General features: G+C 67.7%; 12 protein-coding genes. 4 read left to right on the top strand and 8 right to left on the bottom strand.

Annotation, left to right across the window (positions count from 1 at the left end; all coding sequences use genetic code 11):
• Positions 1 to 108 precede the first annotated feature (108 nt).
• From EGJ34_RS00060 to EGJ34_RS00050, 3 genes are all read left to right on the top strand, one after another.
• Positions 109 to 3603, top strand: coding sequence for an ATP-binding protein (locus EGJ34_RS00060; protein ID WP_125357843.1), 3495 nt, complete (start codon positions 109 to 111; stop codon positions 3601 to 3603).
• On the top strand, positions 3603 to 6794 hold the full coding sequence (locus tag EGJ34_RS00055; RefSeq protein ID WP_185750013.1) for a two-component regulator propeller domain-containing protein: 3192 nt from the start codon (positions 3603 to 3605) through the stop codon (positions 6792 to 6794). The genes EGJ34_RS00060 and EGJ34_RS00055 overlap by 1 nt, the downstream gene beginning before the upstream one ends.
• Before the next feature lie 105 nt (positions 6795 to 6899).
• Positions 6900 to 10436 (top strand): ATP-binding protein, encoded by a 3537-nt coding sequence (locus EGJ34_RS00050; protein ID WP_125357839.1) that lies wholly within the window; start codon positions 6900 to 6902, stop codon positions 10434 to 10436.
• A gap of 61 nt (positions 10437 to 10497) precedes the next feature.
• On the opposite strand, the gene mdtD is transcribed toward EGJ34_RS00050, so the two are convergent.
• From mdtD to EGJ34_RS00020, 6 genes are all read right to left on the bottom strand, one after another.
• Entirely contained in the window at positions 10498 to 11901 is a 1404-nt protein-coding gene (gene mdtD, locus EGJ34_RS00045; protein ID WP_125357837.1) for a multidrug transporter subunit MdtD, read from the bottom strand.
• Between the two features lie 10 nt (positions 11902 to 11911).
• A complete protein-coding gene (hemE, locus tag EGJ34_RS00040) occupies positions 11912 to 12985 on the bottom strand; it encodes a uroporphyrinogen decarboxylase (protein ID WP_125357835.1) in 1074 nt (357 codons plus the stop codon).
• Between the two features lie 33 nt (positions 12986 to 13018).
• Complete coding sequence (locus EGJ34_RS00035) at positions 13019 to 13264, bottom strand: WGR domain-containing protein (protein ID WP_125357833.1); 246 nt, start codon at positions 13262 to 13264, stop codon at positions 13019 to 13021.
• Positions 13265 to 13340: 76 nt separating this feature from the next.
• Positions 13341 to 14462 (bottom strand): 3-dehydroquinate synthase, encoded by a 1122-nt coding sequence (aroB, locus tag EGJ34_RS00030; protein ID WP_125357831.1) that lies wholly within the window; start codon positions 14460 to 14462, stop codon positions 13341 to 13343.
• Entirely contained in the window at positions 14455 to 15000 is a 546-nt protein-coding gene (locus EGJ34_RS00025) for a shikimate kinase (protein WP_125357829.1), read from the bottom strand. The genes aroB and EGJ34_RS00025 overlap by 8 nt, the downstream gene beginning before the upstream one ends.
• A 37-nt stretch (positions 15001 to 15037) precedes the next feature.
• Positions 15038 to 15856: a kinase gene (locus EGJ34_RS00020; protein WP_125357827.1), complete on the bottom strand. Its 819-nt coding sequence runs from the start codon at positions 15854 to 15856 to the stop codon at positions 15038 to 15040.
• 60 nt (positions 15857 to 15916) lie between these two features.
• Here EGJ34_RS00020 and pdxH point away from each other — a divergent pair, with 60 nt between their 5' ends.
• Positions 15917 to 16516, top strand: coding sequence for a pyridoxamine 5'-phosphate oxidase (gene pdxH, locus EGJ34_RS00015; RefSeq protein ID WP_125357825.1), 600 nt, complete (start codon positions 15917 to 15919; stop codon positions 16514 to 16516).
• A 16-nt stretch (positions 16517 to 16532) separates the two neighbouring features.
• On the opposite strand, the gene EGJ34_RS00010 is transcribed toward pdxH, so the two are convergent.
• The gene (locus tag EGJ34_RS00010; RefSeq protein WP_125357823.1) at positions 16533 to 18899 is read right to left on the bottom strand and encodes a hypothetical protein; all 2367 of its coding nucleotides are present in this window, start codon (positions 18897 to 18899) and stop codon (positions 16533 to 16535) included.
• Between the two features lie 667 nt (positions 18900 to 19566).
• Positions 19567 to 20544 (bottom strand): sigma 54-interacting transcriptional regulator (locus EGJ34_RS00005; RefSeq protein WP_125357821.1); only part of this gene is annotated, 978 nt, incomplete at its 5' end.

The raw sequence follows: 20544 nt of genomic DNA, 5'->3' as shown, positions 1-20544 counted from the left end.
CATCGCCGTCTGCCATCGCGAGACAGCGTGACGCAAATGGCGCGGCAGCGCGCCGCGCAGATCGATATCGTTTGCCGCATTGAACCAACGTTGCTGCGGTAGAGGTTGATGCGCGTGCAAGATGCCCTGCGTGGGCTGATGACCTGCCTGATCTGGGGGCTGCTGATGGCGTGGTCCGATCCCGGGTCCGCGATGGTGATGCCTCTGCCCTGGCCGCGGCCACTGGGGGCCGCTGACGGCTTGCCGACGCCTGACATCCGCGCAGTGGCCGAAGATGCCACCGGTTATCTCTGGCTGGCCAGCAGCGACGGACTCCTGCGCTATGACGGGCAACGCTTCCGGACGCTGCATCGCGCGGAGGGATTGCCCGACGCGGACCTGATCGACCTGCACATTGATGCTGGCGATCGCGTCTGGCTGGCGACGGCCAACCAGGGCGTGGTCGTGCTGGGCGTCGACCGCACCACGTTCGAACGTGCGGACGCAGCGGCCCCGACGGCAATACGCCGCGGTCGCATCCGTCAGGTCACCAGCGGCCATGACGGTCGTGTCTGGGTCATTGGCGACGACGAACGCCTGTATCTGCGAGCGTCCACGCATGCATCCTGGAAGCGCGTGATGCTGGATGACCAGACGGTGCGGCAGGTGGTGGTTGATCGCGACAATGTGGTGTGGGTCATCAGCGCAAACCGGCTGTGGCGTGGACAGGGCACTGACTTCAGCGAGCGGGCATTGCCCGCGTCAGCGACCGGGCCGCTGCTGCACGTGTGGCCGGACCCTGCCGGCGGCGTCGAGATCACCCTGGGCAAACAAAGCTGGGTATTGGATCGTGGTGGCCAGAGGGTGGCCGGGCCGCAGGCGGTGCGTACGCTGTTGCGCGACAAGCAGGGCGTGGTCTGGCAACAGGCAGGCGCGGAGCTGCAGTGGCGGCTGGGAGGCACGACCTATCCGGTCGGGATGTGGCCGCACAGCGTTGAAGGACACGCGCCGCTGCAGATCCGGCAGCTGCTGCAGGCGCGCAATGGCGACCTGTGGTGGGTCAGCGAACATCGCGGTCTGTGGTGGCTGCCGTCGAACTGGCAGCAGTTCACCCTGATGCCGGCCATCGGTGTGACCCCGCCCAATCGTGGAATTCAACCCGTGCGCGCGCTGGCCGCGTCGGGGCAGCACCATGCGTGGGTTGCCGGAGCTGACGGCCTTCTGCAGCGGCTGGATCTGCGCAGCGGCCGTACATCCCACCCGGTGGCACTGATTGCGGCCGGTGTGCAGCCGATGTCCGTCGCCCTGGATGAAGACGCGCTGGGGCGTGTGTGGGTAGCGCTGCCGGGCCAGCTGCTTCGCTACGATCGTGCCTCAGGGGTGACACGACGCTGGGCGCTGCGGGCCACGTCGAACGTCGCGGTTTCCAGTGTGCAGGCCTGCGCGCAGGGAAACGTCTGGCTGGCGGCCGGCGACACCGTATACCGATGGTCCGAAGACAAGGCTGAGCTGCGTGCCGCAACGGCCACGCAGTTGGGCTTGAGCGGCGACGGAAGTGAACGCCAGGTGCTCTGCACCGACAGGGGTGAGGTATGGGTGACCGATCCGCAGGGTCCCCTGCGCTGGAGCGTTGTGCAGGGCCGGTTCCTGCGTGTCGGTGCCGCAGGTGGCGGCATGGCAGCGGCACTGGCTGAGGCCGACGATGGCACGGTCTGGGTATCCCGAGATGCAGCACTTGAACAGTATGGTGCCACCGGAGATGGTACGCAGCGGCTACGGCGTATTTCGGCGGACCAGGGCTTTCCGCTGCTGCGCGCCGCGGCCCTGGCACTGGATGCCAATGGCGTGGTCTGGGCGGGGGCGACCCGGGGATTGGTGCGCGTGGATCCTGGCAGCGGCGAGATTCGTGTGCTGGGAGTGCCGCAGGGGCTGCCAGCGCAGGAAATTCTGCCGCGCCAGCTGTTGCGACTGGGATCGGGAGCCCTGCTCGGAGCGGTGCGCGAGGGCGGAGTGCTGGCCTTTGACCCGTCGACCGTGCCGATGCCTTCGCCTGTACCCGTGCTGGTCGTGGATGCCATGACCCGGCATCGCGGTGGTCGGATGCTGGCCCTTCCACTGGGCCGCGACACCGTCTCCCTGAGCACGGTTGACCGCAACGTGCGTGTGTCGGTGAGCCTGCTCGGACGAGGCGATCCCGATCGCATCCGGCATCGCTTCCGGCTGCTGGGTCAGGATGCGGGTTGGGTGGACACCGGGCCGGTTGCGCAGCGGATCTTCGCCCGCCTGCCGGCGGGCGAACACGTGCTGCTGATCCAGGCACGTCATGCCGGCGGCCCGTGGTCGGCCGTGCGCGAGCTGCGGCTTCGGGTGGAGCCACGCTGGTGGCAGACGGCCATGGGGCGCACCCTGCTGGGTCTGCTCGTATGCGCGGGCGTGATGCTCGCAGGGCGGCTGCTGCATGCGCTGCAGCGGCGACGCGAAAGACGTCGGCAGTCCCGTCAACACCGTGATCTGGCAGAGCTCGATTCGCTGGACCGTTCGCGTTTCCTGGCGCGATTGGGGCGCCAGATCCGCATGCCGATGACTCCGGTGCTTGGATGGAGCGAGCTGCTTCTGCATTCCCCGCTTTCGCCCACCCAGCATACCCAGGTCGGTAGTCTGTATCAGGCCGGGCATCATCTCCTGCAGCTCACCGATGACGCACTCGACCTCGCCAGCATCGAGGGCAGCCGGTTGCATCTGGTCCATGCGCCTGTCGCGGTGTCCACCCTGCTGGACGAACTGCACGCCTTGTTGTCACCGGTAGCGCAGAGCAAAGCCATCTCCCTTCATTGGCACTGTGCACTGGACGCCGGGCAGCATCACCTCGGTGACGTGCAGCGGCTGCGCCAGGTTCTGCTCAATCTTCTGGGAAATGCGTTGAAGTTCACCACGCGGGGGCAGGTCGCGGTCACCGTGCGCAGTGGCGATGATGGACACGGCCTGGCGATCTGCGTTGCCGACACGGGGCCGGGCATGTCCGCCGAGCAGGTGAGGCGTCTGTTCCAGCGCTTCGTGCAGGCAGACGGTGCCAGAACGCTGGCCCGTCATGGCGGCAGTGGGCTCGGGCTGGCGATCAGTCGCGACCTGGTGCACGCCATGGGCGGGGATCTCCAGGTGGACAGCCAGCTCGGCCGGGGCACGCGCATGACCGTGACCCTGCCTTGGAGGAGGGCACCACGCAGCGGCACCGTGCCGGAACTGCCCGTTCTGCTCGACGAAAGACGCTGCCTGCGGGTGATGGTGCTGCTGCCCTCCACCGCATTGTCGGACGTGGTGTGTGCCCTGCTGCGGGCCAGCGGTCACCAGGTGCTTGGTGTGGACGACGCCAGCCACTGGCTGACCCAGGTCGATCCCGGCCCCTGGGACCTGATTGCCGCTGATCCGGACATGCTCGCCGGAGGCGAACGCGTCAGTGCGCGGCTGCCCCTGGCATGGCCTGGCGTGGCCCGGCTGGCACTGAGTCCGCGCGCCGATGCCTGTGCCGAACGCGAGGCCCTGGCTGCCGGATTCGACGTTTTTCTGCGCCTGCCGCTCACTGCCCAGCGGTTGCAGATGGCGGTGGCCCGTTGCCGGAGGTGCTGATGGATCGTCTTCGGGTGCCTTGGGTCTGCCTGCTGCTGGGGCTGCTGCAATCGTGGGCTGCACAGGCAGTGCCGGACAGTGCCAAGCGCTTCACGACCGTCGATGGCCTTCCGTCCAATCTGGTTCACGCCCTGCTTGAGGATCGTCACGGGTACCTGTGGTTTGCCACCGATGACGGTGTGGCCCGTTTCGATGGACGCCGTTTTCGAACCTGGAGGCGCGAGCAGGGGTTGCCCGACAATCAGATCCTGGCGATGGCACGCGACGTCCATGACCAGCTCTGGCTGGGAACCGGACAGGGACAGCTGGTCAGGGTGTCCGCCGACCGCCAGCAGTGGGACACTTTCGACGCACAGCGCTTTCCGGCAATGGGACATGCAGCGGTGCTGGTGATACTCCCGGGGCTGGCGGGCGAGGTATGGTTCGGCACGCGCGGCGCGGGATTGTTCCGTCTGGGCCCGGACCACCGCCTGCGCCAGTTCCTTCCTACTGTGCGTGGCGACGGTCTTCCAGACCGGGTCGTTGAGCACCTGGCCTTTACTGCCGATGGCAGTCTGTGGGTCGGCACCCCAGGTGGCCTGGCCCGTTGGCACGACGGACACTTCTCCCGGCCATCACCCTCGCTCCTGGCGAATGCTCCCGTCGCCGCGCTGCTGGTCGATGAGGCAAGGCAGCTGTGGGTCAGCGGGGCAGCAGGACCATGGCGCGGCAGTGGAAGCGCGGCATTGGAGCCGATGGATCTGGCGACCGAGTCGCGCGCGCTGGGAGCCGCCCGCCAGGGGGGAGCCTGGCTGGCGCGCGGCGCGATGGTCTGGCGGCACGGAGGGGCATCCCCGCATATCTCACTGGCTTCGCTCACCGCTCCGCTTGCCCCGCAGTTCCGCACTGTATTCGAGGATCGTCATGGGGGTCTCTGGTTGCTGGGTCGGCATCTGGGCGTATGGCGGCTGCCTCCGCACTGGCAGCACTTTCGTCCGGTATCGCTTCCGCAGGCTCCTGTCACTTCGCTCACGGGCATACGGCTGGAAGGCGAGCAGTCGCATGCACTGCGATGCGCCGATGGCACCCGCTGGCGGGTCGACGGGCAGGCGGTGGAGCGTCACCGCGACGCGCCGCCGCGTTCCCGTCGGTGGCGATGGGACGCGGCCCATCCGCGCCCGGAAGGTCCGCAGGCGTTGCATTGTGATGCGAGCGGTGGTTTGTGGTGGGGAGGCGCACAGGGTGTGCGGCGATGGAAAGATGGGCGATTCGCGTCCCCCTCGGGCAGCGACGAGGAAACCAACGCGCTGCACGTTACCGCTGACGGTGCGCTATGGGTCGCCGGTCCTGGCGTGCTGCGGCGCTATCGCATCAGTGACGAGGGCCTGCAGCACACGGTCCGCATCGACGAGCGGCACGGCGTGCCGCCACTGCGTTTCCATGCCTTGGCCGAGGACGCCCACGGTGTGTTGTGGGCCACCAGCGCACGCGGTCTGCTCCAGGTCCTGCCGCGCGAAGGCCAGGTGCGGGTGTATACCCGTGCTGACGGGGTTCCCGCGGCGTTGCTTTCGTCGCATCTGCTGGCGCAGGGGATGCACATGCTCGCGCTGGACAAAGAGGGACGCGGCGTCCGCTTTGATCCCCTGGGTCTGGATGGCGGGATGCCAGACCCTGCTCCCGTGGTGGAGCGGGTGCAGGTACGCCGTGACGACGGACTGCAGGTGTTGCCGTTGCGTTCCGTGCTTCGCATGGACACAACTGATCGCGATCTCCAGGTCACCGTTCGCCGGCTGGGGCCGGCTGTGGAAACCCAGCAGTATCGCTTCCGCCTGCACGGGTTTGATCGCGACTGGATCCGGGTGGGCCGTCGCGGCACGCGCGGATTCCCGAAATTGCCGGCCGGCCATTACCGGTTGGAGTTCCAGGCCCGGCAGCCGGACGGCCACTGGTCGGGCAGCGAGTGGATGCAACTGGTGGTCCAGCGAGGTGGCTGGGATCACCCGCTGTGGGTGGGTCTGCGCCTCGGTCTGGCGACATTGCTGCTGGTGGGGGCGGCGTGGGTCACGCTGCGCCAGGTGCAGCGGTCCAGGGGGCGGCAGCAGTCGATGCAGCGCCGGCTGCTGGCCGAGCAGTCCGCGCGGGCCAAGGAGCGCTACCTGGCCACGTTGGGGCATGAGATCCGGACACCCCTGACCGGCGTGTTGGGGTTGAGTGAGCTGCTGCTTGCGTCGCCGTTGGCACCGGCCCAGCGACAGCAGCTGGAACGGATCCGCCAGGGCGGGCAGACCCTGCTGCACGTGCTCGACCATGCGCTGGACGAGGCACGCATCGATGCGGGACAGATGCCATTGCAGGCACGGGGCATACGCATCGCAGATCTGTGCCGCCAATGGCAGGCCCGCAGCGTGCTCACACTGTGCCCGCAGGGCAGCGGGGTGGGGCTCTGTGTCCACCTGGCTCCGCAGGCGCAGACCTGCGGTGATCCCGAACGACTGCTGCAGCTGCTGGACGAGGTCACCCACATTCTCGTCACCCGCACCGGATGTGCCGGGCTGGTGCTGCAGGTCTGGTGGCAACCCGGGCGGGAGAGCGTGTTGATGGAGCTGGCCACCACGTCGGCGCGTCCGGCACGGCGCGCTGATCCCGCGCAGGCGGCGCGGCCACGGGCTATTCCTTCGCCGTCCCGAAGCGTACTCAACGAAGCGCTGGATGCGACACAGGGTCTTGTGCGTACCCTGGGCGGCACGTTACGACTGCATGCCACCGACGGCGGGCGCTGGACGGTGCTCATGCGACTGGGATTGCAGGAACTGGGAAGGGCGCGCGTGGCAAACGGTTTGCGCGTGCTGGTGGTGGAAGCTGATGCGGAACAGGCATTGATCCTGTGCCAGCTGCTGCAGGCGCAGGGCCACGGGGCCGTGCACGTTGCCCACGCACTGGCGGCGATGGCGGAACTGGAATCGGCACCCTTCGATGCGGTCCTGCTGGCCCTCGAACTGCCGGGCCTGGGCGGCCTGGCCGTGCTGGAGATGATCCGGGCACGCAACGCGCGGGTCGCAGTCCTTCTCACTGCCGGGCCTGTCGGCGATCCGGCGGCGTTGCTGTCGGCCACCCATGCGGCCGGCGGCAATGCAGTGCTGCCGCTGCCGATCGACCCTGCCGGGCTGCAGCAGGCACTGCAGCAGGCAGTGGGCGAGGAGGGTTCGTCGTAGCGGGAGGAACCGTTTACCATGCCCGAGTGGGCGGGCTGCGACAGGTTTGCCCCAATGTCGGCCGTATCGGGCTGGCATGTCCGATTCGCCTCAGGAGATCCATTGGTGGTGCGCTTGCGTTGGCTGCTCCTGCTGGCCCTGGTGATGCTTCTGCCGGAGAGGGTAACGGCGCAGCCCGTTCCGCCCACGCCGCGGCAGCTGACGGTGTTCGATGGTCTGCCGTCCAACACCGTCAACCGCATGGCCGAGGACGGCTACGGCTACCTGTGGCTGGCGACCAACGATGGTCTGGCGCGCTTTGATGGGCGCAATTACCGGATATGGCGCGCCGAGGACGGTCTGCGCGACAACCACGTGTGGAGCGTGCATGTGGACGCGCGCAACCAGCTGTGGATCGGTACCGAAAACGCCGGGATGGCGATGATGTCGCCGGATCGACGCGAGCTGCGGTTCTTTGATCGCAGCAGTCATCCCGAGATGACCAGCAACACCATCTGGTCAATCACCTCCACCCCGGACGGGGCGGTGTGGTTTGGCACCTACCTGGGGGGGCTGTATCGACTTCGACCCAATGGCGATCTGACCCGCTACATGCCCGAACCAGGCAATGCACGCAGTCTCCCATCGGCATCGGTGGTGCAGCTGGCGACTACCGTGGACGGCAGCCTTTGGGTCGCTACCAAATCCGGACTCGCGCGCTGGACAGGCAAGGACTTTGAAACGATCCCGCCGGGCACCCTGCCTGAAGACAACATCAATGGCCTCACCCCCGAGCTGGATGGCAGCCTGTGGATCAGCACCAATCGCGGGGTCACTGTCCGCCGACCCGACGGCCGCTTCGAGCCGGCACCCTGGAAGGTCAGCCAGGGTGACCAGGTGCTTGGGATGCTGTTGCGCGACGAGCAGGGCGGCTACTGGCTGGACACACTTTCAGGTCTCGGGCGCGCCTATGACGGTCAGTTCCAGCAGGTGCCGCTGTACAGCGCACTGGCACGTGGGCAGGTGCGGCCGAACTGGGCGGGAGCCTACGAAGACCGTGAAGGCGGCATCTGGCTGGCCAGTACCAACGGGGGGCTGTGGCATCTGCTGCCGCGCTGGTGGCAGTTTTCGGTGCTTTCACGTCTGGAAGACGACCCGACCTCGCTGCGCAACGGATATGTGCTGGGTGTGGCCGCGTCGGCGGATGGCGGCGTCTGGACCGTAGGCACGCACGGGGCGCTGGACAAGTTCGACCCTGGCACCGGGCGGGTGGAGCAGCATCGCACCTGGGTGGACGGGATCAACTGGCTGATGTCGGTGACGGAGGATCCGCGTGGGCGCGTCTGGATCGGGTCGAACGGGGCGCTGCTGCGCTACGACCCGCGCGACCGCTCGATGCGGCGCTGGGGGAGTGACGCCGGCACCGACGCCAGCCTGGCCGGCGTGGTGGATTCGATGGTGATCTGTGATGACGAGCACCTGTGGGCAGCGGCCGTCGGCGGTGTCCAGCAGCGCACCCTGGAGGGCCGGGTGACCCAGCGGGTTGCGCCCGGTCAGGCCGGGCTGGGCAGCGGGCAGGTGGTACAGAGCCTGTTGTGCGGTCCGCAGGACCATCTTTGGCTGGCGACCAGCCAGGGCATGATGCACTGGGTGCCGGGACGGGAGCGCTTCGAGCCGATGCCTGGCGGGCCGGTGCGCGGCGTGCACGCCATGGCGCGGGCCGATGACGACTCGGTCTGGGTTTCCGAAGAAGGCCGGCTCAGTCGGTATCGGTGGAGCGGTACCCAGCTGCAGCGCCTGGCGGTGGTGGGTGCGGCCGATGGCTATCCCGAGCTGGCCGCGACCGGGCTGGCCGTGGATGCCCAGGGCGTGGTGTGGGCCGCGAGCGCCCGCGGCTTGATCCGGGTGGACACCGCGCACGCCAACGTACGCCAGTACGGCGTGCATGATGGCCTGCCCAGCCAGGAATTCCGCACCAACACCCTGGTCCGTACCGCCAGCGGACACATCGTCGGCGGCACGCCCGCAGGCGTCGTCCTGTTCGATCCGGACCAGGTGCGCCCGGCGTCGCGCCGCGCGCCGCTGGTCATCGAACGGGTCGAGGTGCGTCGTGGCGAGCGTGTGCTCGACCTGACCCACCTGGCTCCCCTGGAGATCGCCGATGCCGATCGCGACCTGCGCATCGTGGCGCGGCTGCTGTCGTTCGCCGATTCCTCGTCCAACAGTTACCGCTACCGGTTGGCCGGCTATGACCCGGATTGGGTGGAAGTGGGGCCAGGCGGTGAGCGTGTGTTCTCGCGTCTCCCACCCGGGCGCTACCGGCTGGAAGTGCAGGCGCGCTCGGCCGACCTGGTCTGGTCCCGCGTGCAGGCATTGGATTTCCGGGTCCTGCCGCCCTGGTGGCGCAGCTTGTCCGGTTTGCTGGTGCTGACCTCGATGGCGCTGCTGCTGTTGAGTCTGTTTGCGTGGCTGTACCGCCGCCGCCTGCAGCGCCGGCATGCCTACCAGCTCGCGTTGCACAAGCAGGAGCTGGCCGAGCAGGCCTCGGCGGCCAAGACCCGCTTCCTGGCCAACCTCGGTCATGAGGTGCGCACGCCGATGACCGGGGTACTGGGCATGAGCGAGCTGCTGCTGTCCTCGACGCTGGACGCAAAACAGCGCAGTTACACCGAGTCCATCCGGCATGCCGGCGAGCATCTGCTGCATCTGGTGAACGATGCACTGGACCTGGCCCGCATCGAGTCCGGTCGGCTGCAACTGCAGCAGCAGCCGTTCCCGCTGCAGCCGTTGATTACCGATGTCTGCACCTTGATGACCGCGCTGGCGGAACAGAAACAACTGCGGTTCGTCGTCGACAACACGCTGCCGGAAGGAACCTGCAGCGTCGGCGACGCCCTGCGCCTGCGTCAGATACTGCTGAATCTGCTTGGCAATGCGGTCAAGTTCACCCGCCAGGGTGAAGTGCGACTGACGGTGCGTGCGCTGACCCCCGAGCATGGGCTGTATCTGGAGGTTTCCGATACCGGGCCGGGCATCAGCAGCGACCAGCAGGAACGGCTGTTCCGGCGGTTCGAACAGGCCGATGGTGCGCGCACCGCGGCGCAATATGGCGGAAGCGGGCTGGGCCTGGCCATTTGCCGCGAGCTGGCGCTTGCGATGCAGGGGCAGATCGAAGTGGACAGCCAGTTGGGCGTCGGTACTCGATTCACGGTCACGCTGCCCTTGCCCCTGCAACCGGCAATGGCGGCGGTGCTGGCCGGCGCGGGTGGCGTGGTACAGGGGCAGCCGTTGCCGCCCCTGCGTATTCTACTGGTAGAGGACGACGAGACCGTCGCCAGTGTGATTACCGGGTTGCTGGGCGCGCGCGGACATCACGTCGAGCATGCGATGCATGCGTTGGCTGCGCTTCGTGAGGTGAGCGCGGCGAGCTTCGATGTCGTCCTGCTGGACCTGGACCTGCCCGGTCTGGGGGGCATGGAACTGGCCGGGCACCTGCGCAACCAGGGCTATCGGATGCCGCTGCTGGCGGTGACCGCGCGGACCGATCCCGGCATCGAGGACCAGGTCCGCGAAGCCGGCTTCAGCGGCTTCCTGCGCAAGCCGGTCACGGCCGATCTGCTGGAAGAGGCGATTGCGCGGGTGCTGCTGGACGGCTCCCGGTAGCAGCGCACCGTTGGTGCGTTGAGCCGTCAGCGTACCAACGGTGCGCTGCTACCGAAGTCGCCTATTCGGCGACTTCCTCCACATCGCGCGGCGACGGGCGGGTGTCGGGCAGCTGCCAGAAAATCACGGTGGAGGTCAGCGTGATCGCGCCGACGCACACGAACGTGGCGTGCAGGGCCGCCGTCGCCCCGTGCAGTACATCCAGATGATCGAAGGCGGCCAGCAGGCTGCCGGCGGCGGCCGCACCAAATCCGGTGGCCAGCATCATCACCATTGACAGCAGGCTGTTGCCCGAGCTGGCGAAGTCACGGTCGAGATCGCGCAGGGTGACGGTGTTCATGACCGTGAACTGCAACGAGTTCACCGCGCCGAACAACGCCAGCTGCACGATGCGCAGCCACATCGGCTGGCCCGGCAGCATGAACATGAAGCTGGCCATGGCCACGCCGACCAGCACCGTGTTGACCATCAGCACGCGGCGGTAGCCGAACCTCTCTACCAGCTTGACCGCGTAGCGCTTGGACAGCATGCCGGCGGCAGCCACCGGGATCATCATCAGCCCGGCATTCATCGGACTCATGCCCAGCCCCACCTGCAGGAGCAGCGGGATCAGCAGTGGCATCGCGCTGCTGCCGATGCGTGAAAACAGATTGCCCAGAATGCCGATCCGGTAGCTGGGCACGTGGAACAACGCCAGCGAGAACAAGGGGGCAGTGGAATTGGCGGCGTGCAGCCAGTAGCCGACCAGGGCCGCCAGTCCGGCCACGGTCATCAGCATCACCAGCGCATGCGGGGTGCCCATGCCGGAAATGCCGTCCAATGCCAGCGAAAGAACCACCATGCCGAAGGCCAGCATCAGGTAGCCGGCGATGTCGAAGCGGGTGCGATGCTCGGCGTAGTGATCCGGCATGACCTTCATGGCCCAGACATAGCCGATCGCGCCGATCGGCAGGTTGATCAGGAATACCCAGTGCCAGGACGCCACCTCGACCAGCCAGCCGCCGAGGGTCGGGCCGATCAGCGGGCCGATCAGTGCCGGGATGGCGATGAAGCTCATCGCCCGCAGGAACTGCTCGCGCGACACCGAGCGCATGACGGCCAGTCGACCCACCGGCAGCAGCATCGCGCCGCCTACGCCCTGCAGTACCCGTGCGCCCACCAGCTGGTGCAGGGTCTGCGCCAGTGCGCAGGCCAGCGAGCCCAGGGTGAACAGGATGATGGCCACGAGGAACGTGCGGCGCGTGCCGAAACGGTCCGCGATCCAGCCGGAGGCGGGAATGAAGGTGGCCACCGCCAGTGCGTAGCTGAACACCACCGACTGCATCTGCAGCGGGCTTTCTCCTAGGCTGCGTGCCATCGCCGGCAGTGCCGTATTGACGATGGTCGAGTCCAGCATCTGCATGAAGATCGCCAGCGACACCAGCCACAACAAGGGGCGCATCGAGGCATAGCTGGCGGTCGTCATGGCGGTTTCCTCAGCGCCGGCTCAGGCGGTGCACGGCCTCCACCAGCACCTGCACGTGTTCGGGATTCATGTCCGGAGACATGCCGTGGCCCAGGTTGAAGACATGACCTTCCCGCGAGCCCCCATTGCCCTGTGCGTAGCTGTCCAGTACCTGGCCCGCGGCGCGTTCGATCGCCTCCGGATTGCCGTACAGCGTGGCCGGATCCAGATTGCCCTGCAGCGCGACCCGACCGCCGGTTCGTGCGACGGCGTCGGACAGGTCAAGCGTCCAGTCCACGCCCAGCGCGTCGGCACCGGTGTCCGCCAGTGCGCCCAGATGCAGACCGGTGCTCTTGCCGAACAGGATCAACGGCGTGCGCTCCTCACCCTGGCCGCGGTCCAGCTCCTGCGCGATGCGGGTGAGGTAACGCAGCGAGAACTCCTGGTACATCGCCGGGCTGAGCACGCCGCCCCAGGTATCGAATACCTGCAGGACCTGCGCACCGGCCGCGCGCTGCGCGGCCAGATACGCGACCACCGCATCGGTCACCACCGACAGCAGCTGGTGCAGCGCGGCCGGCTCGTTGAGTGCCATCGCCTTGATCCGTGCGAAGTCCTTGCTGCCGCCACCTTCCACCATGTAGCAGGCCAGCGTCCACGGGCTGCCCGAGAAGCCGATCAGCGGCACGCGGCCATCGAGTTCGCGGCGGATCACCCGCACCGCGTCCATCACGTAGCGCAGTTCCGTTTCCATGTCCGGCACCGCCAGGCGGGCAATCGCCGCAGCGTCGCGGACCGGGTGGCGGAACTTGGGGCCCTCGCCTTCAACGAAGTACAACTCCAGCCCCATCGCGTCGGGCACGGTCAGAATGTCCGAGAACAGGATCGCCGCGTCCAGGTCGTACCTGCGCAGCGGCTGCAGGGTCACCTCACAGGCGATCTCCGGATTTTTGGCCATCGCCAGGAAGCTGCCGGCCTTGGCGCGGGTGGCGCGGTATTCCGGCAGGTAGCGGCCGGCCTGGCGCATCAGCCAGACGGGGGTGCAATCCACCGGTTGCCGACGCAGGGCGCGCAGCAGGCGATCGTGGCGGGTGTGGCTGGTCACGGAGGGCTTCCTTGAAATGGGTGCTGCCGCGGCTCACGGCAGCAGGGGATGCGAAAGAATCTGGAACTGGCGCGTGAGCAGCGCATCGCGTTCGTGTTCGAATGCGCGCTGCGCTTCCTCGGCCAGCTCGAACTGGCTCACCCGCAGTTGTGAGCGTCGGCCAGGGCTTCCGCTTTCGCGCAGCAGCTCCCAGCAGCCGAACAGGTCCGGTTGCAGGGTCAGCCGCACGAAGCGGACGGGCTCGGAGCCGCCCAGTTGTTGCTGCAGGTAAACATGCATGGCCGCAATTGTAACGGTCGGGCGTGCAGGCGACCGTCACTCCATCAGGTCAGCCCGTGCGGCGAACGGTCGCAGTTCAGCCGGCCTGCAGCCCGGCCAGAACGTCGGCTTCGTCGACGTCCGCGACGACTTCGGCGCGGCCGATCCCGCGCCACAACACCAGCCGCAGGCGGCCGGCCACGTTCTTCTTGTCCAGGCGCATGCGTCCCAGCAACGCCTGCGGATCCAGGCCTGCGGGGATCGCCACCGGCAGGCCATAGTCGGCCAGCAGGTCACGAAGGGTCTGGGTATCGGCTGGGTCGCTCATGCCCAGCCGCGCCGACAGCCGCGCGGCCAGCACCATCCCCACGGCGACCGCTTCACCGTGGTTGAGGTTGTCGTTGCCCGGTGCCCCGTAGCCCTGTTCGGTTTCAATGGCGTGACCAAAGGTGTGGCCCAGGTTCAACAGCGCACGCTCGCCACGCTCAAGTGGATCGCGCGCGACAATGTCGGCCTTGTGTTCGCAGCTGCGGGCAATCGCCTGTGCCAGCGCGGCATCGTCGGCCGCCAGCAGGGCGTGGCGTTCAGCCTGCAGCCACTGGAAGAACAGCGGATCGCGGATCGCGCCGTACTTGATCACTTCGGCCAGGCCGGCGCGCAGTTCGCGGGCGGGCAGGGTGCGCAGTGTGGCGGTGTCGGCGATCACCGCGCGTGGCGGATGAAACGCCCCCACCAGATTCTTGCCTTCCGGAATGTCCACGGCGGTCTTGCCCCCCACCGACGAGTCCACCATCGCCAGCAGCGAGGTGGGCAGCTGCACGCAGTCCACGCCGCGCATCCAGCAGGCGGCCGCAAATCCGCCCAGGTCGCCCGGGACGCCGCCGCCGAGCGCCATCACGCAGGCGTCGCGGGTGGCCCCCAGCGCGGCCAGCGCGGTCATCGCCGCGCCGAAATTGGCCAGCGTCTTGGAGGCTTCTCCGGCCGGCAGCACCAGGTCGCCCACGATCAGGTCGGGCCGCTGCGCCAACAGGGTCTGCCTGACCCCGGCCAGATACAGCGGGGCCACCTTGCTGTCACTGAGCAGCAGCACGTGACGCCCACGTACCTGCGAAGCCAGCAGCTGGCCCTGGTTCAACAGGCCCGGACCGATGTGGATGGTATAGGGGACCTCGGCACCGACGGCGACGGTACGGGGAGCAGAAGCGGGGGCATTACTCATGGGGGATGTCCAGGCGTTGCCACTGGCCGGCCAGGCGCAGCACCAGCTGCGCGGTGGCCTCGGCGGGCGTGTAGAGATCGGTATCGAGCGTGAGGTCGGCCAGCGACCGGTACAGCGGGTCGCGCAGGGTCGCCATCTCGTGCAGAACCTGCTCGCGATCGGGACGCTGCAGCAGCGGTCGGGTCCGGTCGCGTGCCAGGCGTTCCAGCTGCGCCTCCACGCTGACCCGCAGATACACCACGAATCCGCGCCGGGAAATGGCCTCGCGGTTGTCCGGATCGAGCACTGCGCCGCCGCCGGTGGACACCAGCCGGCCGCTGCCGGCCAACAGGGTGTGCAGCACCTGGCGTTCGTGCTGACGGAAGCCGGCCTCGCCAGCCAGCTCGAAGATGGTGGCGATGCTGGCCCCGGCCTTCTCCACGATGGCCTGGTCGGCGTCGACGAAGTCCAGCGTGAAGCGCTCGGCCAGTCGGCGTCCAATGCAGGTTTTTCCGGCCCCCATGGGGCCAACAAGGATCAGGTTCGGAGCGGGATTCATCACCGCCGATGCTACCACCTCCGCACCGATCTCCCGCTCAGCCGGATGCGGTTTCCAATGCAACTACCTGGCGCTGATCGTCCAGCACCACCACGCGGTCGGCCTTCGAGGGCAGGCAACGCAGGGCCTGTCTGCTGACGCGTTCGTAGTACTGTACGAAACGCTCCAGCTGCGGACGGCTCATGCTGCTGCGCTCCGGTTGTGCCGCCTGCAGGTGCTGTTCCTGCTGCCAGCGCCACCGAGGAACCACCGCGAAATCGGGCGGCTGCAGAAACCACAGGCGGTCACAGCGGTGCCAGAGTGCCGGGTAGTGCTCGGCCAGGGCCTGGTTGCACCATGAGCGCCAGCGGCCATCCGCATCGGCCTCCCGCTCCAGCGCGTTCAGCGGTGCAGCGAGTTCCTCCGGTTGCTGCGCGGGCGTGCCCAGGAACCAGCCCTCGAACACCAGCAGGTCCAGTGCGCCTTCCAGCCTCCATTGTGTCTGGGCGATGCGCTCGTCGGCCAGCTTGTCAAAGCGGGGCAGGGCCACCGGCTGCCGCGCCCCAATGGCATCCAGCGTGGCATGCGCCAGCGGCAGGTCGTGAGTACCCGGTGGGCCACGCGTCAGCAGCAACGGATGTACCTGCCGGGCAAGGCGTTGCCGTTGTGCCCGGGTCAGGTAGAAATCGTCGATCGACAGGGCGGCGGCGCGCAGTCCGCGCGCGGCGGCCAGCGTCACCACCTGGGCGGCCAGCGTCGATTTGCCACTGCCCTGCAGGCCGCTGATGGCCAATACTGGGACCGGGCTGGACACGCCCAAGGCGTCTTCCAGCGCCTGTGCCACCAGTTCGGCCGGAAATCCTCTGTCGCGGGGCATGTACGGCTCGGTACGCATGCGACGACAATAAACCCACTGTGTGAAGAATCCAAACCGCTCATGACCGATCTCTACACCGAAGCGCTGACCACTTTCGCCGCGTTGTTCGACGAAGCCAAAGCCAGCGCCGAGCTTGAACCCAATGCCATGACCGTGGCCACCGCCGACGCCCAAGGGCGCCCGTCGGCACGCACCGTGCTGCTCAAGGCGTTCGACGCGCGCGGCTTCGTGTTCTACACGCATCTGGACAGCCATAAAGGGCGCGAACTGCAGGTCAATCCGCACGCTGCACTGCTGCTGCTGTGGCGCAGCCTGCGTGAGGCAGGCATCCAGGTCCGGATCGAAGGGCGTGTCGAGCAGGTGGACGCAGCCGAAGCGGATGCCTACTTCGCTTCCCGCCCGCGCATGAGCCAGATCGGAGCGTGGGCTTCGCTGCAGTCGCACACCCTTGGCTCGCGTGAGGAGTTTGATGCGCGCGTGGCCAGTGCAGAAGCCAGCTTTGCCGGTCGCGACGTACCGCGACCGGAGGGCTGGAGCGGGCTGCGCGTCGTGCCGGAACGGATCGAGTTCTGGTACGGCGCGCAGTTCCGCCTGCATGAGCGGTGGTGCTACGAGGTCGGGGTCGACGGCCAGTGGAGCAAGCGCCAGCTGTATCCCTGATGCCGACGGTCAGCAATCATCGCAGCGGGGAGGGCGGCAGCACCGCCGCACCGATGAGCGGCGAGGCGCGCTTGGCGCGCAGGGTCACCTCGGAAACCGCCAGGAACAGGCGGTGCATCTGCGAGCGCCGCGCCGTGGGATCCTGGAGGTGCCCCAGCGTCGTCAGCTCGGCCAGCGCCGCACGCTGTGCCCGGGTCGGACCTTGCTGACCGACCTCCCGGGTCAACCAGTAGCGCGCCTCGCTGGCCGGTACCGACCCTGGAACTGCGAGCGTCCTGGCCAGCCGGTCCACGTCCGCTCCATGGCGTTCCAGCATCGTGGCCCAGGTCGTCGCCTCATCGGCGTCGGGGGTGCGCAGGGAGATGTAACGGAGCAGCGGCCCGGTGAGCGTGCCATCGTGCAGCCATTCCAGCTGTGGCACTTGTTCCACGCGCCGGTAGTGCAGGCCTGGTTTGATCGATACACCCGGCGCGACCGGTACCGGCGCGACCAGATTCAATCCCTGGGTGCTGCCTGCGGACAGCCGCACGGCCTGCAGGTGCGTGCCTTTGCACCACGCAGGGAAGCCGGGCTCCTGCTGGAATCGCGGCCGGAACAGGCGAACGACGCACCGTGTGTTGAGCGTACTGGGGAACGAGGGTGAGAGATGCATCAATACGTGCTCGATCTGCTCGGTCGGCAGGCGATCGCCTGTGCCTGCGACGCTGCGCTGGATCTGCGCCAGCAGTTCTCCCAGCGCCGGGGTGAGCTCGCCGGTCAGGGTGAGGTCGATGTAGGTGCCGGCGCGCAGCGGATCCGGGTCATCGCGCTCGATGCGTGACACGGTAGCGCGCATGGCGGCATCCAGACCCGGTATGGCCAGTGAGGAGGTCAGGCCCACCGTGCCTTGGCGGCTGGCGACCCGCTGGGTCATCGGGCGGATCGCGTGCGTGGCCTGGTGCACCCGCTGGCGGTCGTGCGGAATCGCACTGCCATGGATGCGGTTGGCCAGCTGCTGCACGCATTCCTGCAGTCGCTCCCAGTCTTGCCGGGTGGGATCTGCCGTTGCCGGGGCAGGAGTGGCCTGCAGCCAGGCCAGCGTGTCGAGCATGTGCACCATGACCGGTTCGTGGTGTAGACCGTCGCCACCCCAGTCGCGGCTGAGCGACGCCAGCGGGGGAGCTGCCACGCGCGGAGCCTGCAGCGCGTGCCGGGCCAGGGCTTCGAGATGATCGAATTCCGCGCCCAGGTACTTCACAGCGTCCAGGCGTGTTGCCAGCGCGCTGGCACCTGCGGGTGTGCAGCGCAGCCGCTGCACAAGTTGCAGTGTCAGTGATCGTGGCCCGGACTGGCGCTCCAGCAGGTGTGCGACGCGCTCGTCCAGACGACGCTGCACCATGATTTCCTGGCGCACCGCGCACGCTTCCGCCGACATGTCGGTCAAACGCAACGGCAGGTTGATCGTGACTTCGGTGCGGGCAGCGTGCGCCGAAACTTCTGCGCCCAGCAGGGCGATGCCCGCGCAGGCCGCCAGCTCGCCGCCTACGGTACGCAGGGTGGCGGGAATCGGCACCGGGGCAGCGGGATGGAATCTTGGGGTGCGCAGCGGGGCGCTGTGTCCCAGCAGCATGGGCAGGCGGGTCTGCCACGCCAGTGCCGTGCTGATGCGTTCGGCATAACGGTCGCGCCGCGGCCCGACCAACCGCTTGGCGATCCGCAGCAGGCGGGACCCCCCCAGTCGGCGCGCAACCGACGCCCGCGCCAGTGACAGTACATGGTCCTGCATCTTGTCATCCACCTGTCCGCTGCCACGGGTGGTGTACACGCCGGCCTGCGCGCCTGCTGTCACTTCGGCAGGCAGTCCAACCTCGAGGGCGGCCCGACCGGTCACCGTGGTGGTCGAGAAGTGGGCCACTGCCAGGTCGTCATAGGTGGAAGTGCTGTCGGTTCGATGCGCGCTGCCGGTGAGGCTCACCTCGCCGATCCCCGGCAATCCGGCGGCAGCGCCCAGGCTCATCCCACGCGAAGTTTCCACGTGCGCCCCCGGGTAGTGGTTCTGCGCCTGTTCCCGGCTGTGCTTGTTCACCTGGTACTCAAGCAGCAGCTCGGCATCGGCGGCGCGCGCCAGAACGTGGGACGCTGTCCGCAGCATCTGCTGTCGCGAAGTGCGCGCGCGCGGCAACGCCTTGAGCAGGTGCTTGACCTGGTGCTCCATGGAGTCTCCCTGGTGGATATCCGGATCCGGTTGGAGCTGCTCAATGGCACGGGCAAATGCCCCGTGGCCGCCGGGAGCAAGCGCATGCAGTGCAGCGCGGATCTGTGTTGTCAGTACCTCCACTGCATTGTCCGGTGCCGGTGTGACCTCCGGCGCGTTGGCTGGACCGGCATCGGTGAAATGACCCATGCTCAGGCGGCGTGCGTGAGGGGAGGGGAGTGCTGGCACGACCGGGACTTCGCCGTTCCGGATATGGACAAGGTCCAACGCTGTGGCGTTGGTCGCTTCCTTCTTTGCGGAAACGGTTCGGCCCGTGGGAAAGCGCACCGCCGGAGCGGTGGTAAGAGACGAAAGACGCATGAGTTACCTCGTAGCAACGAGCGGGCCACAGGGCCGGACGGGCATCGGTTGGGTGTTGGCAGCCAGGCTGACCGTGACCGAACCTACCGTTGCAGGCGCAGCGGAGATATCGCGACGAAATGGCAGAATTCACCTGCGGTTTGGTCTGCTGAACGCGTTTCAGCTTAGTTCGGGCTGCTCGCGTCAGTGCGCGGACGTCTCCGCGCAACGCGCGCCGCCACGCCAATGTCCATTGCGCCACTGCGCTGAATCTGCGCAGCGCTTGCGGGCGTGAGGTGTGGAACCCACGAAGGGGCAGCCGCGACATTGAGCGGACTTTACTGCCTGCCAGATGCAGACAGCACCGACTGCGGCGCAGGCCGCTGGCTGGATGAACGCGATGCTGTGCACAGGGAGGGTTCAATGCGACAGATTTTCACGGCGTGCGACGTCGGAAAATGCCGAAAAGTTCAGTAAGAAGTCCCTTGGTCGGGCGAAAAGCGTCAGTACATGAAGATCAGCTGCTGCTGCGCAACCAGCGCCACAGCGTCGTACGTGACACGCCGAGGCGCGCGGCGGCCTGTTCGCGATTGCCGCCACAGGCGCCGAGCACTTCGCTCAGTACGTGCGGATCGGGACGGTACCCGGGTATCGGCGTGTTGCTACGGACGGGCCGTTGAGCCGAGGGAATGCCGCTCCCGGCAGGTTGCAGCTCCGGTGCCCACTCCAGCAGTTGTGGCAGCCCCAGGGTGCCAGCCCCTACCGGCCAGTGCACACGCAGGCGGTCCACGAGGTTGCGCAGCTCGCGCACGTTGCCCGGCCAGGAATAAGCGCTGAGGACGTCCAGTGCGGTCGTGTCCAGTGGACTGCCACGATGGCCGAGCTGTCGGAAGAAATGTTCGACCAGCGCCGGCACGTCCTCGGCATGCTCCCGCAGCGAGGGCAGGGCGATACGCAGCGCGGCAAGGCGGTAGTAGAGGTCGCGGCGGAAGCGGCCGGCCTCTACCAGTGCCTCCAGTGCCTGCAGCGTGGCGGCGACCACCCGCACATTCACTGCCACCGGTTCGGTGGCCCCCACTCGCAGCACCTCGCGCTCCTCGAGTACGCGCAGCAACCGCGTCTGCAACGGCAGTGGCAGTTCGCCGATCTCGTCCAGAAACAAGGTGCCGCCTTCGGCCGCTTCCACCAGACCGACGCGGCCGCCGCGCCGCGCACCGGTGAACGCGCCCTCGGTGTAGCCGAACAGTTCCGCTTCCAGCAGCGATTCACTGATCGCACCGCAGTTGATGGCAACGAAGCGGCCACGTCGTCCGCTTGCGGCATGCAGCTGGCGCGCGACCAGTTCCTTGCCGGTGCCGGTGGCACCGCTTACCAGGACCGTGCTGTCGTGAGGCGCGTAAAGGGCAGTGCGCTCACGCACCTGTTGCATGGCGGGACTGTCGCCCAGCAACGCCGTGGCGCGGTCGCGCTCACGCGCGGCCACCCGGCGGCGGAC

It is taken from the genome of Stenotrophomonas sp. 278, from assembly GCF_003935715.1.
GTDB lineage: Bacteria > Pseudomonadota > Gammaproteobacteria > Xanthomonadales > Xanthomonadaceae > Stenotrophomonas > Stenotrophomonas maltophilia_AH.
The sequence above is the reverse complement of the archived record's forward strand: the minus strand, read 5'-3'. Positions and strand labels throughout refer to the sequence as shown.